This is a genomic window from Pseudomonas sp. CCI3.1 (assembly GCF_034313985.1).
GTDB lineage: Bacteria > Pseudomonadota > Gammaproteobacteria > Pseudomonadales > Pseudomonadaceae > Aquipseudomonas > Aquipseudomonas psychrophila.
Window position 1 is genome coordinate 4,254,741 of sequence record NZ_JAVIWO010000001.1, and the last position, 15,307, is coordinate 4,270,047.

Consider the following 15,307-nt stretch of genomic DNA (forward strand, 5'->3'; position numbering starts at 1 on the left):
TGGCGCCGTGCTCCTGCAAGCCGTTAATGTGCGTCCAAAGAAAAAACTGAAGGCGGATGTATGAAGGTGCTTTGGGGGCTGGGTAAGGCATTGATGCTGGTGTTTTGGGGCGTGGTACTGATCAATCTGTCCGCCCCCTTGATCTACCCGTTCGATAGGTTGATGAACGTCGCAGGCAGTCTGTTGCTGCTGACGCACGTGCTTGAAGTACTGCTGTTCAATGGTCGCCTGCAAGACCGCCCGCACCCCTGGCGTGATCGCCTGCTGATTCTTGTGCTTGGAATTTTCCACGCCTACACCCTTGTACCTTCTGAGCGAGAGCCCCGTCATGCGTAAGTTATGTTTGCTGGCTGTCCTGTGCAGCCCTTTTGCCCATGCTGATGTGGTGCTGGTAGAAGCCAACTCGCTGATGCGCTTGCCCGCCAATGCCAGTGTGTTGCACCTGGAAAAACTCGACGTTGCTGATTACGGCACGCTATTGATTCCGGCCGGTGTGACTCAGGTCAACATCGATCAACTGCAATTGGGCCGTGAGGCGCGTATCACCATCGTGCCGGCCGAACGCGGTATCGAGATGCGGGTTGCCCATGCCGAACTGAGCGAAGGTAGCCAGATCAATGCCCGTGGCGCTCCGGGCACCTTTGAAAAACCAGCCCGGCCAGCCCGGGACCTGAGCTTGCGCATTGAGTCACTGCAAGCGCCACAACTGTCCATCGATGCTCGTGGCGGAACTGGCGCCCCGGGTTTTGTCGGGCTTGATGGCGGCAATGGTGAGGAACCTGGCTGCACCTGGGGCGCGGCAGGCGCCGGGTCCAATGGCGATAACGGTGGCGATGGCCAGCCGGGTGCAGCAGGGGGGCAGGTACGAATCGAGCTGCCTCGCGACTACCCTGGCGAGCAGGTCAATGTGCGGGTTGACGGTGGTGCGGGTGGCAAACCCGGTGAGGCCGGACGTCCGGGCTCAGGCGGGAAATCCAAGGGCTGCATCGTTTACCGCACCGATGGTGGCAAATCGGGCCGTCCCGGCCTGGCCGGGCAGCCGGGTGAAGTGGGTACATCGGGCGCGGTGACCATTCAGCGGTTGTAATCCGGGCAATTGCGGGAGTGGGCTTGATCGCGATGGCCTCAGCGCTGTGTGGCTGATACAGCGCGTCGATTGCAATCGCGAGCAAGCCCGTTCCCGCAAAAAACGAAGGTAACAACCCTGCTCAGAAAGTCGGCCGGGCCGCCGCAATGGCGACCAGCACCAGGCCAACAATCAAGTTGCAGCCCACCAACCGACGGATCCGGCCCATCACTGCTGCACCTTCAGCCCACGCCTGAGCCTCTACGGCCTTGCGCAGCTCGGGCAATTGCAGCGACTGAATCCGGATAAACAGCGCCACCATCACGATGTACAGCCCCATCATGATCTGCACGTAGCGCGGCGCCGTTTCAAAACCGTTGAAGCGCATCTGCAGCAGGCCGACACCGCTTATCGGCAAAATGACCACAGCGATCCACACCCAGACAAAAAAACGTTGAAACACTTCAACCCACAGCTTTAACCGCGCCGGGCCTTCAAGGGCTGCGATAGCCGCCGGGCGCAGAATCATCCAGGCGAAAAACATGCCGCCCACCCAGATCAGGGCGGCCACTACATGCAGGCTGTAAGCGAGGGCAAAGGCGGTCATTGGGGTACTCCGTTCGGCGCGGGATGAATTAGCGGGGTATGATAGCGGCCATTCGAACCACTGAAAATTTATCCAGCGTTTCTTGCGCCCGAAGAATCATGATTAGTACCGAACTCAAAACCCAGATCCAGGGCGCATATTCGCGTTTTCTCGAATCCAAAAGTCTTAAGCCCCGTTACGGTCAGCGTTTGATGATCGCTGAAGTGGCCAAGGTGCTGGGCGATATCGACACCGACGAAGAAAACCACCGCAGTGGCGCCCCGGCTGTGGTCGCCGTTGAGGCAGGTACTGGCACCGGTAAAACCGTAGCTTATTGCCTGGCGGCCATTCCAGTGGCCAAGGCGGCAGGCAAGCGGCTGGTAGTCGCCACGGCAACCGTCGCGCTGCAAGAGCAGATCGTCTACAAGGACCTTCCGGACCTGATGCGCAACAGCGGCCTGAACTTCACCTTCGCGCTGGCCAAGGGGCGTGGGCGCTATATGTGTCTGTCCAAACTCGACATGCTGCTGCAAGAGGGCCACGCGCAAACCGCGACGGCGCAGCTGTTTGAGGAAGAAGGCTTCAAGATCGAAGTCGATGAGGCCAGCCAGAAGCTGTTCACCAGCATGATCGAAAAATTGGCCGGCAATAAATGGGACGGCGATCGCGACAGTTGGCCCCAGGCACTTGAAGACCAGGATTGGGCGCGCCTGACGACCGATCACAGCCAGTGCACCAACCGTCATTGCCCCAACTTCGGCCAGTGCGCCTTTTACAAGGCCCGCGAAGGCATGAGCAAGGTGGACGTCATTGTCACTAACCACGACATGGTGCTGGCAGACCTCGCGCTGGGTGGCGGAGCGGTATTGCCGGACCCGCGTGACACGGTCTACGTGTTCGATGAAGGCCATCACCTGCCAGACAAGGCTATCGGCCATTTCGCCCATTACACCCGTTTGCGTTCGACGGCGGACTGGCTGGAGCAAACCTCCAAAAACTTGACCAAACTGCTTGCCCAGCACCCGTTGCCGGGCGACTTGGGGCGTCTGCTGGAACAAGTGCCGGAATTGGCCAAAGAGATCAAGGCCCAGCAACAGTTCATGTTCGCAGCGTGTGAGCAAATTGCAGACTTTAAAGTCGGTGATGAGCCAGAAGGTCGTGAGCGACCGCGCCATCGCTTCATCGGCGGCCTGATCCCCGATCACATGCGTGAAATGGGTATCGAACTGAAAAAAGGCTTCTCGCGTCTGACGGACCTGTTCACCCGCCTGACCGAAATTCTCAAGGACGGCATGGACGGTGAGGTCAATATCGGCATCACCAGCAACCAGGCTGAAGAGTGGTACCCGCTGTTTGGCAGTTTGCTGTCCCGTGCTCAAGGCAACTGGGAACTGTGGACTGCATTTACCGTAGAAGACCCTGAGGACAACCCGCCAATGGCGCGCTGGCTGACCCTGGCTGAAAGCGGTTCGCTGTTTGATATCGAGGTCAACGCAAGCCCTATCCTTGCTGCCGAGATGTTGCGCCGCAACCTGTGGAACGTGGCGTATGGCGTGCTTGTGACATCGGCCACCCTGACTGCGCTGGGTACGTTCGATCGTTTCCGCATGCGTGCAGGTCTGCCGAAAACAGCCGTCACGGCAGTGGTGCCAAGCCCTTTCCATCACGCTGATGCGGGCGTGTTGCGGGTGCCGGACCTCAAGGCTGATCCGCGCGACGCTACGGCCCACACGGCGGCGATCATTCGTGAGTTGCCTGCACTGGTCGAAGGCTCGCGGGGCACCTTGGTGCTGTTTTCATCGCGCAAGCAAATGCAGGACGTGTTCGACGGTCTGGAGCGCGATTGGCGCAAGCAAGTGTTTATCCAGGGCAACCTGTCCAAGCAGGAAACCCTCAATAAACACAAGGCCCGGGTTGATGGCGGAGACTCCAGCGTGCTGTTCGGCCTGGCCAGTTTTGCCGAAGGTGTCGACTTGCCTGGCGCTTACTGTGAACACGTAGTGATCGCCAAAATCCCGTTCTCGGTGCCCGATGATCCGGTCGAGGCTGCGCTGGCGGAGTGGATCGAAGCCCGGGGCGGTAATCCCTTCATGGAGATCTCCGTTCCCGACGCTTCGCTCAAGCTGGTGCAGGCTTGCGGGCGGCTGCTGCGTACCGAACAGGATCGCGGCACCATCACGTTGCTGGATCGGCGCCTGGTTACCCAGCGCTACGGCAAAGCGATTCTTAATGCATTGCCGCCTTTCAGGCGCGAAATTTCTTAAGCGCGAGTCGGCGTTATCGCCGACTTTGCTGTCTATGCTTTGACTTTCACCACCTCACAGGTCCGTTTTCGGCCGTTTGGGAGAACCAGATCCATATGATTCGCCGTTCGCTGTCTGCTGTTTTTGCGTTGCTGGTCACGACCCCGCTGTTGGCGGCGCCTGCTGGTCAACAAACCTTGTTCAATTTCGTTCGCCCGGCCGATGTGGTGCAGGTGGCGACCACGGATGCGAGCTTGCCGCAATACAATGCGGAGCAAACGGCTGAAGGCGAAGTGCTGCGCCGTGTGGTCTTTAACCCTGGCGCAGCGCCCAGCCTGCGTTTAACACCGCAAACCGGGGTTTGGGACTGGTCGCAGTCGGGGATGATGACCCTGCGCATCCAGAACGCAATGAATTGGGCGCTGACCCTGGACGTGACCGTTCAAAGCAATAATGGCCAAACCCTGACCAGCCGTATTGATCTGCCAGCAGGTCCTGCGCAGACCCTGTTGTTGCCGTTAAAAGCCAACTCGCCCCGCAGCCAGGGCATGCGAGCCGGTCCGCCGATGCCGATGACAGTCGATGGCCAGCGAATCCTGCTGGCCGGCAGTCAGGGTGAAATCGATTTGAGCCAAGTGGTCTCGGTGAGCCTGTCGATTCCGCAACCGACCGCAGCGCAGAGCATTCTGCTGGAGCGCTTCGGGGTGCAGGACGGCGAGGGCGTGATCAAGGCCGTCTATGGTTCGATTGTCGATGGCTACGGCCAGTCGACCCGCGCCAAATGGCCGGAACGAGTCACTAACGACGAGCAGCTCAAGGCGGCAGCGGCCAAGGAACAGCAACAACTCAAGGGCTGGCTGGCCGGTCGTACTGACCAGGACAAATATGGCGGTTGGCTCAAGGGCACAGGGTTTGAGGCGACCGGTTTTTTCCGTACCGAGAAACGCAATGGCCGCTGGAACCTGATCACTCCTGAAGGTCACCCGTTTTATTCCCTTGGCCTCAACGCCGTGACCGCCAACGACAGCCAGACCTACGTCGCAGGTCGCGAGTGGATGTTCACCGACTTGCCCAAGGACGGTGCTCCCCTGGCCAACTATTACGGTGTTGGGGACAACAACAGCGGCAATGCGTCTACGCAGGGCCGGGGTTTCAATGCTGGCCGCTGGTACAACTTCTATGGCGCCAACCTGCAGCGCCTCTACGCCCAGCCGTGCGCAGTGGAAAAAACAGAACCGGGCAGCGATCCTGTCATCCCGTGTGCGCCGCAAACCTTCGATGCCAAGCGCTGGCAAACCCATACTCTTGATCGACTCCAAGCCTGGGGCTTCAACACCATCGGCAACTGGAGTGACCCCGAGCTGGGCCTCAACGATCGCGTGCCTTACACCTTGCCGCTGTCGATTGTCGGCGACTACACCAGTATCAGCACTGGCACCGACTGGTGGGGCGGCATGCCCGACCCGTTTGACCCGCGTTTTGCCATGGCCACCGAGCGCGCCGTGGCCATTGCTGCCCGTGACCACCGTGACGACCCGTGGTTGATCGGCTACTTCGCCGACAACGAACTGGCGTGGGCAGGCCCGGGTGATGATCCGAAATCCCGTTATGCATTGGCCCTCGGCACGCTGCGCATGACCACCGACGTACCGGCCAAACGCGCATTCCTCAAGCAGTTGCGGGACAAATACCGCAATCAGCAGGGCCTGTCCAAGGCCTGGGGTATCGACATTCCAGCGTGGGAATTAATGGAAGACCCGGGCTTCGAGGCGCCTTTGCCCAACGCCGAGCACCCGGAAATCGAAGCTGATTACCAGTACTTCCAGAAGGTCTTCGCCGACACCTACTTCAAGACTATTGCGGACTCGCTTAAATGGCATGCCCCCAATCACTTGTTGCTGGGCGGGCGCTTCGCCGTCAGTACGCCTGAGGCCGTGGCCTCCTGCGCCAAGTACTGCGATGTGTTGAGTTTCAACCTCTACACCCTGCAACCGCAGGACGGTTACGACTTTGCCAAACTGCGGGAACTGGACAAGCCGGTGATGATTACCGAGTTCAACTTTGGCTCCCGTGACCGTGGCCCGTTCTGGGGCGGTGTAACCGAAGTGGCCAACGAGGAAGCCCGTGGCCCGGCTTACAGCAAATTCCTCAAGCAGGCCGTGGCGGAGCCCTCGATTGTCGGGGTGCATTGGTTCCAGTACCTGGACCAGCCTGTAACCGGTCGCCTGCTGGATGGTGAAAACGGCCACTTCGGCATGATTGGCATCACTGACTTGCCGTTTACCGGTTTTGTCGACAGCGTACGCAAGTCAAACCTGCAGGCCCTCGACCAGTTGGGTCAAGAGGCTGCCAAAGCCCGGGCTGAAGAAGAAAAAGCAGCCAAAGCGCCTGTGCATGCAAGTGATGACGGCAGCGGCGGGCACTCGGGCGCAGGTCATGCGGGCGGTCACTCGGGTAAAGGCCACTGATTTTCAACCTGATTGCATGTTTGCGTGGGGAGCTGGCTTGCCAGCTCTCGCAGGTTTCAGGCAAATGTATGTGGCTCTGTTTTCACAAAAAAACGACTCCAGTGCTGATACTTTGCGCACCGCCTCATCAGCGCACAAAAATTGTGCGCTCAGAGCGCCTTGCTCTGTTTCAAAATCTTACTGGTGCTGGAACAATGCACGCCTTGTAGAGCCATGCTGATCCAGGAGGTACGGGTGCAGATTCAGGGTTTTCACGACCTTAAGTTCGAAGCAGTACGCGAGGCGTTTGCTGATCTTTTCAATGATCCGCAAGAGCGCGGTGCGGCACTGTGCATCCAGATTGGTGGCGAAACGGTACTCGACGTGTGGGCCGGTACGGCTGACAAGGACGCAGAGCAACCGTGGCACACAGACACCATTGCTAACCTGTTTTCTTGCACCAAAACCTTTACGGCGGTCACCGCCCTGCAACTGGTGGAAGAGGGCAAGTTGGAACTCGATGTTCCTGTTGCCCGTTACTGGCCTGAGTTTGCAGCAGCGGGCAAAGAGTCCATCACGTTGCGCCAGTTGCTGAGCCATCGTGCCGGTTTGCCGGCGTTGCGTGAGTTGATGCCGCCAACCGCCTTGTACGAATGGCAAACCATGGTCGATGCGCTGGCCGCTGAAGCACCCTGGTGGACGCCAGGCGAAGGCCATGGCTATGCGGCGATCACCTATGGCTGGCTGGTTGGCGAATTGATTCGCCGCGCCGACGGTCGCAGTGCGGGCCAGTCCATCATGGCGCGTACGGCCAGGCCGCTTGGGCTGGACTTTCATGTCGGGCTGGCCGATGAAGAGTTTTACCGGGTGGCCCATATCGCTCGCAGCAAGGGCGCGATGGGGGATGCGGCAGCGCAGCGTCTGTTGAAGGCGATGATGAACGAGCCGACATCCATGAGCACGCGTGCATTCACCAATCCGCCGTCGATCATGACCAGCACCAACAAGCCGGAATGGCGTCGGATGGAACAGCCAGCGGCCAATGGGCACGGTAATGCCCGTAGCCTGGCGGGGTTCTACAGCGGTTTGCTCGATGGCAGCCTGCTTGAAGCCGAAATGTTTGAACAGCTGACCCGCGAGCACAGTCTGGGTGAGGATAAAACCTTGCGCACGCAGACCCGTCTCGGGCTGGGTTGTATGCTGGATCAGCCGACCGTGCCTAACGCGACCTTCGGTTTAGGCCCCAAAGCCTTTGGCCATCCAGGTGCTGGCGGGTCGATTGGCTTTGCCGACCCAGAGTGTGAAGTGGCCTTTGGTTTTGTGACTAACACACTGGGGCCGTATGTATTGATGGACCCAAGGGCTCAAAAGTTGGTCAAAGTCCTGGCAACGTGTATCTAACAGGGTATTTGTAAGCCGTAGGTCGGAACCCTGTAGCTTTTATGTGTGCAACGTTTTTTTATGTAGGCTTAGTGCCTATTTATTCTTAATTCATTGTGTGGATATTCAATGTCATCTAATAAGACCCTCGCTTTGGCTCTCTGCCTGGCCATTACTGGTTGCGCACAAACTCCACATAATGACGCTGAAGGCGGCCACAAATGGTGGCAGTTGGGCTCGTCCGATCAGGCGTCGACTCCTGCTGATAAAAACGCCAGTGCCGCGGCCAAACCGGTAGATGCCAAAGTAACGCCGCCCGTGGCCAAGACTGCAGCGTCAGATGCCAAAGCGCCGGCACCGGCTGCCAAAACCCCAGCTCCAGCCCCGGTAGTTGCCAAAGAAAGTGGCTCCAGCTGGTGGCCATTCGGTTCTGACTCAGCCAAGAAAGATGCCCCGGTAGAAAAAGAAAAAGTTGCCGCCGTAGTTGCTCCCGCTGGCGCGGCAACCTCTACCAAGAATTGGTGGTGGCCTTTTGGTGGCGATGACAAAGCCTCTAAAACTTCTCCAGTTGGCGTGATTCCGATGCCAGACCCGAAAATCACTCAAGCCTGGCTGGATGAGTACGAACCGCGCCTGCGTGTGGCCATCAAGGACACCAACCTGAAACTGGAACGTCGCGAAAACCTGCTGATCATCGTGGCTTCGGCTGACAGTTCGTTCAAGGCAACCCGTCCTGACTTGCTGATGCCGTCGATGCTTGGTCCGTTCACCCGCGTGGCCAAAGTCGTTGAAGGCGATCCAAAAACTGCCGTGCTGGTGCTGGGTCATGCCGACTCTACAGGCGCCATGGCTGCCAATACTCGCCTGAGCCTGGATCGCGCCAAGTCGGTAGCCGCGATCTTCCGCATGAGCGGTTTGCAAGGTAACCGCCTCACCTTGCGTGGCATGGGTTCTGTGATGCCTCGCGCAGCCAACGACAGCAACGAAGGTCGTGCGTTGAACCGTCGTGTAGAAATCCTGATGACTCCGCAAGCCACCATGGTTGCGTTGGTCAGCAAGTACAGCCAGCCGGCGTTGTCGCCAGCTGAACTGGTGGCTGTGCAGCCTGCAGTTCCACCTTCTGTCGCTAAGAAGAATGCAGCGGCCCCGGCCAAGAAAGGCGTTGTCGCCAAAAAGGCAGCCCCGGCCAAAAAAGCAGCGAAGCCTGCGCCTGCAAAGAAGCCCGTCGTGGCTAAAGCCAAAGCTGCTGCTGACAAGAAAGTTGCCGCCAACGATCAGACCAAGAACTGATTGATTCAGGGAAGGATTGCGGCATGACTCAAGCATTGGCAGATATGCGACGTGATTACACCCGTGACGGGCTGACCGAGGCTCAAGCCCCGGCCGAGCCTTTCGCGCTGTTTCATCAGTGGTTCAACGACGCGGTCAAGACCGAACAGCCACCGGTGGAGGCGAACGCCATGACCCTGGCTACGGTCGATGCCGAGGGGCGTCCGCACTGTCGCGTGCTTTTGCTCAAAGGTCTGGATGAACAGGGTTTTACCTTTTTCACCAATTACACCAGCGCCAAAGGCCAGCAACTGACCGAGCGCCCGTTCGCGGCCATGACTTTTTTCTGGCCAACCCTGGAACGTCAGGTGCGCATCGAAGGGCAAGTGGTCAAGGTCACGCCGCAAGAGTCCGATGCCTATTATCAGGTTCGTCCTTTAGGCAGCCGGATCGGTGCCTGGGCCTCTCCGCAAAGCCAGGTGATCGCTGATCGTGACGAATTGCTAGGGTTGCTCAAGGCTACCGAAGCGCGCTTCAGCGACACTCAGCCCCATTGCCCCGAGCACTGGGGCGGCTACCGGTTATTGCCCCAGCGCATTGAGTTTTGGCAGGGGCGGCCAAGCCGTCTGCACGATCGCCTGAACTATCGGCGTGAAGGGGGGGAGTGGACTCGAGAGCGCCTGGCGCCTTGAAGAGGTTCCATGCGAGGGTGGCGCGCAGTGCAAAAAGATTATTTCGCGCTACTCTTTGCTGAAGTTTTAAATGGCAAAGCAGTTCTGTTTTTACTGTACAGACGCTGAATAAAGCCTTTTTATCCGCGCTGTACCGTGACAGGTCACCGGCAGCGGAGTTTAATGAATCCCTGATCTTTTGGAGTTGATCCTATGCGTAAGTCTGTTCTGTTGGTTGCCGCTTTTTCTACCATGACTGTCCTGTTGGGCGGCTGCACCTCCAACCTGACCGGCGATAGCTACTCGCGTGACGAAGCTCGACGCGTACAGACCGTTCGTATGGGCACCATCGTTGCCTTGCGCCCTGTACAAATCGAGGGCACCAAGACTCCGATCGGCGCTGCGACCGGCGCTATCGTGGGTGGTGTCGGCGGTAGCGCCATCGGCGGTGGCCGTGGCAGCATCGTGACAGCCGTCATCGGCGCAGTAGCCGGTGGCCTGCTGGGTTCTGCGGCCGAATCGGGCCTGACCAAAACTCAGGGTGTAGAAATCACCGTACGTGAAGACGACGGCAGCACCCGTGCCTACGTGCAGCAGGTTGAGCCGAACCAGGTGTTCCGCACCGGCGAGCGCGTGCGCATCATGACGGTTGATGGCACCAGCCGCGTTACCCAGTAAATCTGGCAATAGCGCTAAAACAAAACCCCGACCAGTGCGAACTGGGCGGGGTTTTTTTATGTCGGCCAATACTGCTCAGGACGAGTGCCTGAACGCCTGGTCGGCGCCTGACAGCGTTATGGCTATGTGATCCAGCAAGCGCTCTGCCGTGTACTTGGGCATCGAGTTGAACACCAGCACCACTGCCAGGCCCATCACCAGCGCAGGCCGAGGTATTTTGCCCAGGGTGTTTTTCTTCAGGCTGAACAGAAACACACAGGCGGCAACCGAGCCTATCAGGGCGCCTGCGATAGCTTCCGGCAATGGGTGAATGGTATGGGCGACATAGTGGATAGCGAACCACCAGGTGGCCACTAACCCTGCTCCCAACACTGGCCAGCGCAAGCGATGATCGAGCTGCTGGCACAGCAGATTCAGCATCACGGTGAAGACCAGGCAGGCATTCATGGCGTGTCCGCTGAAGACCGCAATGCCCAGGTCGTGAAGGCCAATGCCCCAGCCCTTGAACAGGATTTTGCTCGCGCCCACGACGAGGTAGGCAGACACCAGCACGGCCACCCATACAAAAGCGATTCTCTTAGACGCGCCCACCCATAGCCAGGCAGCAATGACCAACGCTGCCGGGAACATGACGGTGATGCCCGCGTACTGCACAATTTGAAATTTGTCTTCCACGCTTCCCTCTCTGGCGGTTCACACATGACAAGGGCAACGCAGATGACCTGCGTTGCCCTTGTCATGAGCCAGCCCGCTCCCGCATTAAGGCAGGGTCACGCCATAGGTTGTTTACGGCTAAAGAACAGTGTGACGGCATAGCCGATCAGCGCAGCCAGGATAGAGCCGGTCAGGATACCCATGCGGTCCATGCCCACGTATTCGCTGCTGCCTGCCACGAACGCCAGTGAACCCACGAACAGGCTCATGGTGAAGCCGATGCCGCACAGAATGGCGACGCCAAACACCTGGCCCCAGTTTGCGCCTGCCGGCAGTGCGGCCATGCCGGTCTTGATGGCGATCCAGGTCAAGCCGAAGACTCCCACGGTTTTACCGATCAGCAAGCCCGCAGCAATGCCCATTGGCACGTGGCTGACAAAACTGTGCATGCTGACACCCGCCAGCGATACGCCCGCATTGGCAAATGCAAACAATGGCAGGATCGCGTAAGCCACCCACGGATGCAGCGCATGCTCGATGGTCATCAAGGGCGACGGTTCGGAGTTTTTGGTCCGCAGCGGGATACAGAACGCCAGCGTTACGCCCGCCAACGTGGCATGCACACCGCTTTTGAGTACGCACACCCAGAGGATCAGGCCGATGATCATGTAAGGCGCAACCTTGATCACCCCCATGCGGTTCATCGCAATCAGGACGACCAGGCACGCGGCCGCCAGCATCAGCGATACGCCGGACAGTTCGCTGGAGTAGAACACCGCGATCACAATGATCGCCCCCAGGTCATCGATGATCGCCAGGGTCATCAGGAACAGCTTGAGAGACACGGGAACACGCTTGCCAAGCAACGCCAGCACGCCGAGGGCGAAGGCAATGTCAGTGGCCATGGGGATCGCCCAGCCGTCGAGCGCGTCGGGGTAGTCCTTGTTGATGTACCAGTAAATCAGCGCCGGCACGACCATCCCGCCGATGGCGGCGGCACCGGGCAGCACCACTTGCGAGGGCTTGGACAGCTGGCCTTCGAGCAGTTCGCGCTTGACCTCAAGGCCGATCAACAGGAAGAACAGGGCCATCAGGCCATCGTTGATCCACAGTAGTGAAGGCTTGGCAATTTGCAGGGCGCCGATTTGTACCGCTACCGGCACGTCCAGAAAGGCCGTGTAGTAATGGGAAAGCGGTGAGTTATTGATGATCAAAGCCAGAGCGGCCGCGGCAATCAACAGCAGACCGCTGGCAGCTTCCAACTGAAAGAAACGAGTGAAAGTGCTACGCAGAGGCAAGGTCGCTCTCCATCGATTAAGTAAAAGGTGCGACACCCTAACCTGTGGGGTTAGGGGTTAAAACAAAAACTATATTCTTTTTTGTTATAAGCAGCGGTTTGATCTCTCATCGCCAAAGAGCCTAGCAGTTGTGTGTCAAATTGAGTCTGTTCTGTGCCTGTGGTGGCTTTGCAAAATGGCTTAGGATTAGGTGTTATAGACCGCACGCCATGCTGTGCTTTCCCTTCTTGCTACCAAGAGCCACCCCCCCATGAACCAAGACCGCCAGTGGGCCCGCGAAGCCATTCGCACGATTGAGGCAGACTTTCAGCGCTGCGCTGACACCCATCTGATTCCGGTGTCGCTGCCGGGGTTGCCGGGTGTCGAGTTGTACTTCAAGGACGAATCAAGTCATCCCACGGGGAGCCTCAAGCATCGTCTGGCGCGTTCGCTGTTTTTGTATGCCTTGTGCAATGGCTGGCTAAAGTCCGGCTCACCGGTGATCGAAGCGTCCAGCGGTTCGACGGCTGTGTCCGAAGCCTATTTCGCCCGATTGCTGGGTCTACCTTTTATTGCCGTAATGCCTGCCAGCACTTCACCCGCCAAGATCGAGCAAATAGCCTTTTATGGCGGCCAAAGTCATTTGGTCCAAGACCCCACCCAGATCCACGCCGAATCCGAGCGCCTGGCCCGTGAAACCGGTGGCCATTTCATGGACCAGTTCACCTATGCCGAACGGGCTACGGACTGGCGGGCGAACAACAACATCGCCGAGTCGATCTTCCAGCAATTGCGTTTTGAGCGTCACCCGGAACCGAGCTGGCTGATTTCAAGTCCTGGCACGGGCGGTACAACCGCAACTTTGGGGCGTTATGTTCGCTATCGCCAGCACAACACCCGTGTGCTGTGTGCAGATGCCGAGCAATCGGTGTTCTTTGATTTTTACCTGAGTGGTGACGCCAGTTTGCGACTGGACTGCGGCTCGCGCATTGAAGGTATCGGCAGGCCCCGGGTAGAGGCCTCATTTTTGCCGAAGGTGATCGACGCAATGGTCAAGGTACCGGACGCCCTGTCGCTGGCGGCCATGCATTACCTGGCGCAGAGCATGGGGCGGCGGGTCGGTGGGTCCAGCGGGACTAACCTGATCGGCGCATTGATTGCGGCGCAACACATGGTTGCCAATGGCGAGTCGGGTTCGATCGTGGCGATTTTGTGTGATGGCGGAGAGCGGTATGCCACGACCTACTACGATGCGCAGTGGCTCAAGGCTCAGGGGTATGAGCTGGAGGGCTTGATTGCAGCGGTCAAGGCCTGCGTGGAGCAGGGCGTGGCATTGCCCGAAGGGGTGTTGCGGGAGGGGATTTAAAGCGCCAGCAAGCTGGCGCCCACAGGTCGATCCCTGTGGGCGCCAGCCGTCACGGATTTACGCGTCGATACCCAGAATGTCGCGGGCAACGGCTTCGGCAATCCGAATCCCGTCAACACCGGCCGACAGGATACCGCCAGCGTAACCTGCGCCTTCGCCAGCCGGGAACAAGCCCTTGACGTTGAGGCTCTGCATCGACGCATCACGGGTCATGCGCAGAGGCGACGAGGTGCGGGTTTCGATACCGGTCAGGATCGCGTCATGCATCGAGAAGCCTTTGATCTGCTTCTCGAATGCCGGCAAGGCTTCACGGATGGCTTCAATGGCGTAGTCCGGCAAGGCCAGCGCCAAATCACCCAGGGACACGCCCGGCTTGTAGGACGGTTCAACGCTGCCCAGTTCGGTGGACGGTTTGCCCGCAATAAAGTCGCCAACCAGCTGCGCCGGTGCCTCGTAATTGCTGCCACCCAACACGTAGGCGTGGGCTTCCAGGCGCTCTTGCAGCTCGATACCGGCCAATGGCCCACCCGGGTAGTCTTCAGGGGTGATGCCGACCACGATGCCCGAGTTGGCATTGCGTTCGTTTCGCGAGTACTGGCTCATGCCGTTGGTCACGACACGCCCTGGTTCGCTGGTCGCGGCAACCACGGTGCCGCCCGGGCACATGCAGAAGCTGTAGACCGAACGGCCGTTTTTGGCGTGGTGCACCAGTTTGTAATCGGCGGCGCCCAGTTTAGGGTGGCCGGCGTACTTGCCCAGCCGCGCACTGTCGATCAACGATTGCGGGTGTTCGATCCGGAAACCTACCGAGAACGGTTTGGCTTCCATGTAGACGCCGCGACCGTGGAGCATACGGAACGTGTCACGGGCGCTGTGGCCCAGGGCCAGGATCACGTGGCGCGAGTTTAGTTGCTCGCCGTTGGCCAGTACCACGCCGGTCAATTGACCATCGTCGATCAGCACGTCAGTCACGCGCTCTTGAAAACGCACTTCGCCGCCCAGCGCGATGATCTGCTGGCGCATGTTTTCGACCACGCCGGTCAGACGGAACGTACCGATATGCGGCTTGCTGACGTAGAGGATTTCGTCCGGCGCACCGGCTTTGACAAACTCGTGCAGCACTTTACGGCCGTGGTGCTTGGGATCCTTGATCTGGCTGTAAAGCTTGCCGTCCGAGAACGTGCCTGCGCCGCCTTCGCCAAACTGTACGTTGGACTCGGGGTTGAGTACGTTTTTACGCCACAGACCCCAGGTGTCCTTGGTGCGCTGGCGAACTTCGGTGCCGCGCTCAAGAATGATCGGCTTGAAGCCCATTTGTGCCAGCAGCAGGCCGGCGAAAATACCGCACGGACCAAAGCCCACCACAATCGGGCGCTGGCTTAAATCTTGTGGGGCCTGGCCGACGACTTTGTAGCTGACGTCTGGTGCTGGATTGACGTTACGGTCGTCCGCGAACTTGACCAGCAGCGGCGCTTCATCGCGCACGCTCAGGTCGATGGTGTAGATAAAGCACAATTCGGACGATTTTTTACGCGCATCGTAGCTGCGCTTGAACAAGGTGAAATCGAGCAGGTCATCACTTTCGATGCCCAGGCGCTGCAGGATGGCAGGGCGCAGGTCTTCTTCGGGATGATCGATCGGCAGCTTGAGTTCGGTAATTCGTAACATGA

Annotated in this window: 13 protein-coding genes; 9 read left to right on the forward strand and 4 right to left on the reverse strand. The window is 58.8% G+C overall.

Annotated features, from left to right (window positions below):
* The first annotated feature begins 60 nt into the window (after window positions 1-60).
* Together RGV06_RS19515 and RGV06_RS19520 are read left to right on the forward strand one after the other, a co-directional pair.
* Window positions 61-336: a DUF1145 domain-containing protein gene (locus tag RGV06_RS19515; RefSeq protein WP_019823504.1), complete on the forward strand. Its 276-nt coding sequence runs from the start codon at window positions 61-63 to the stop codon at window positions 334-336.
* Window positions 329-1,087: a hypothetical protein gene (locus RGV06_RS19520; RefSeq protein WP_019823502.1), complete on the forward strand. Its 759-nt coding sequence runs from the start codon at window positions 329-331 to the stop codon at window positions 1,085-1,087. Before RGV06_RS19515 ends, RGV06_RS19520 begins: the two co-directional genes overlap by 8 nt.
* A gap of 121 nt (window positions 1,088-1,208) precedes the next feature.
* Here the strand turns inward: RGV06_RS19520 and RGV06_RS19525 are convergent, their stop codons facing one another.
* Entirely contained in the window at window positions 1,209-1,673 is a 465-nt protein-coding gene (locus tag RGV06_RS19525; protein WP_019823500.1) for a CopD family protein, read from the reverse strand.
* Window positions 1,674-1,771: 98 nt separating this feature from the next.
* Here RGV06_RS19525 and dinG point away from each other — a divergent pair, with 98 nt between their 5' ends.
* From dinG to RGV06_RS19555, 6 genes are all read left to right on the forward strand, one after another.
* Complete coding sequence (gene dinG / locus RGV06_RS19530; protein ID WP_019823498.1) at window positions 1,772-3,916, forward strand: ATP-dependent DNA helicase DinG; 2,145 nt, start codon at window positions 1,772-1,774, stop codon at window positions 3,914-3,916.
* A 95-nt stretch (window positions 3,917-4,011) separates the two neighbouring features.
* Window positions 4,012-6,363: a beta-galactosidase gene (locus tag RGV06_RS19535; protein ID WP_322150956.1), complete on the forward strand. Its 2,352-nt coding sequence runs from the start codon at window positions 4,012-4,014 to the stop codon at window positions 6,361-6,363.
* A gap of 234 nt (window positions 6,364-6,597) precedes the next feature.
* A complete protein-coding gene (locus tag RGV06_RS19540; protein ID WP_198820955.1) occupies window positions 6,598-7,743 on the forward strand; it encodes a serine hydrolase domain-containing protein in 1,146 nt (381 codons plus the stop codon).
* Window positions 7,744-7,851: 108 nt separating this feature from the next.
* Window positions 7,852-9,012 carry an OmpA family protein gene (locus RGV06_RS19545; RefSeq protein WP_322150958.1) on the forward strand — a complete coding sequence of 387 codons (1,161 nt, stop codon included), beginning with the start codon at window positions 7,852-7,854 and terminating at the stop codon, window positions 9,010-9,012.
* Between the two features lie 23 nt (window positions 9,013-9,035).
* Window positions 9,036-9,683: a pyridoxamine 5'-phosphate oxidase gene (pdxH, locus tag RGV06_RS19550; RefSeq protein ID WP_019823490.1), complete on the forward strand. Its 648-nt coding sequence runs from the start codon at window positions 9,036-9,038 to the stop codon at window positions 9,681-9,683.
* Between the two features lie 192 nt (window positions 9,684-9,875).
* On the forward strand, window positions 9,876-10,340 hold the full coding sequence (locus RGV06_RS19555) for a glycine zipper 2TM domain-containing protein (protein ID WP_019823488.1): 465 nt from the start codon (window positions 9,876-9,878) through the stop codon (window positions 10,338-10,340).
* Between the two features lie 75 nt (window positions 10,341-10,415).
* Here the strand turns inward: RGV06_RS19555 and RGV06_RS19560 are convergent, their stop codons facing one another.
* Both RGV06_RS19560 and nhaA read right to left on the reverse strand, forming a co-directional pair.
* A complete protein-coding gene (locus tag RGV06_RS19560) occupies window positions 10,416-11,015 on the reverse strand; it encodes a hypothetical protein (RefSeq protein WP_082136495.1) in 600 nt (199 codons plus the stop codon).
* A 95-nt stretch (window positions 11,016-11,110) separates the two neighbouring features.
* Window positions 11,111-12,292 carry a Na+/H+ antiporter NhaA gene (gene nhaA, locus RGV06_RS19565; RefSeq protein ID WP_019823484.1) on the reverse strand — a complete coding sequence of 394 codons (1,182 nt, stop codon included), beginning with the start codon at window positions 12,290-12,292 and terminating at the stop codon, window positions 11,111-11,113.
* A 250-nt stretch (window positions 12,293-12,542) separates the two neighbouring features.
* Here nhaA and RGV06_RS19570 point away from each other — a divergent pair, with 250 nt between their 5' ends.
* On the forward strand, window positions 12,543-13,637 hold the full coding sequence (locus RGV06_RS19570) for a PLP-dependent cysteine synthase family protein (RefSeq protein WP_322150962.1): 1,095 nt from the start codon (window positions 12,543-12,545) through the stop codon (window positions 13,635-13,637).
* A 57-nt stretch (window positions 13,638-13,694) separates the two neighbouring features.
* On the opposite strand, the gene RGV06_RS19575 is transcribed toward RGV06_RS19570, so the two are convergent.
* Window positions 13,695-15,305: an NAD(P)/FAD-dependent oxidoreductase gene (locus RGV06_RS19575; RefSeq protein ID WP_019823481.1), complete on the reverse strand. Its 1,611-nt coding sequence runs from the start codon at window positions 15,303-15,305 to the stop codon at window positions 13,695-13,697.
* Window positions 15,306-15,307 lie beyond the last annotated feature (2 nt).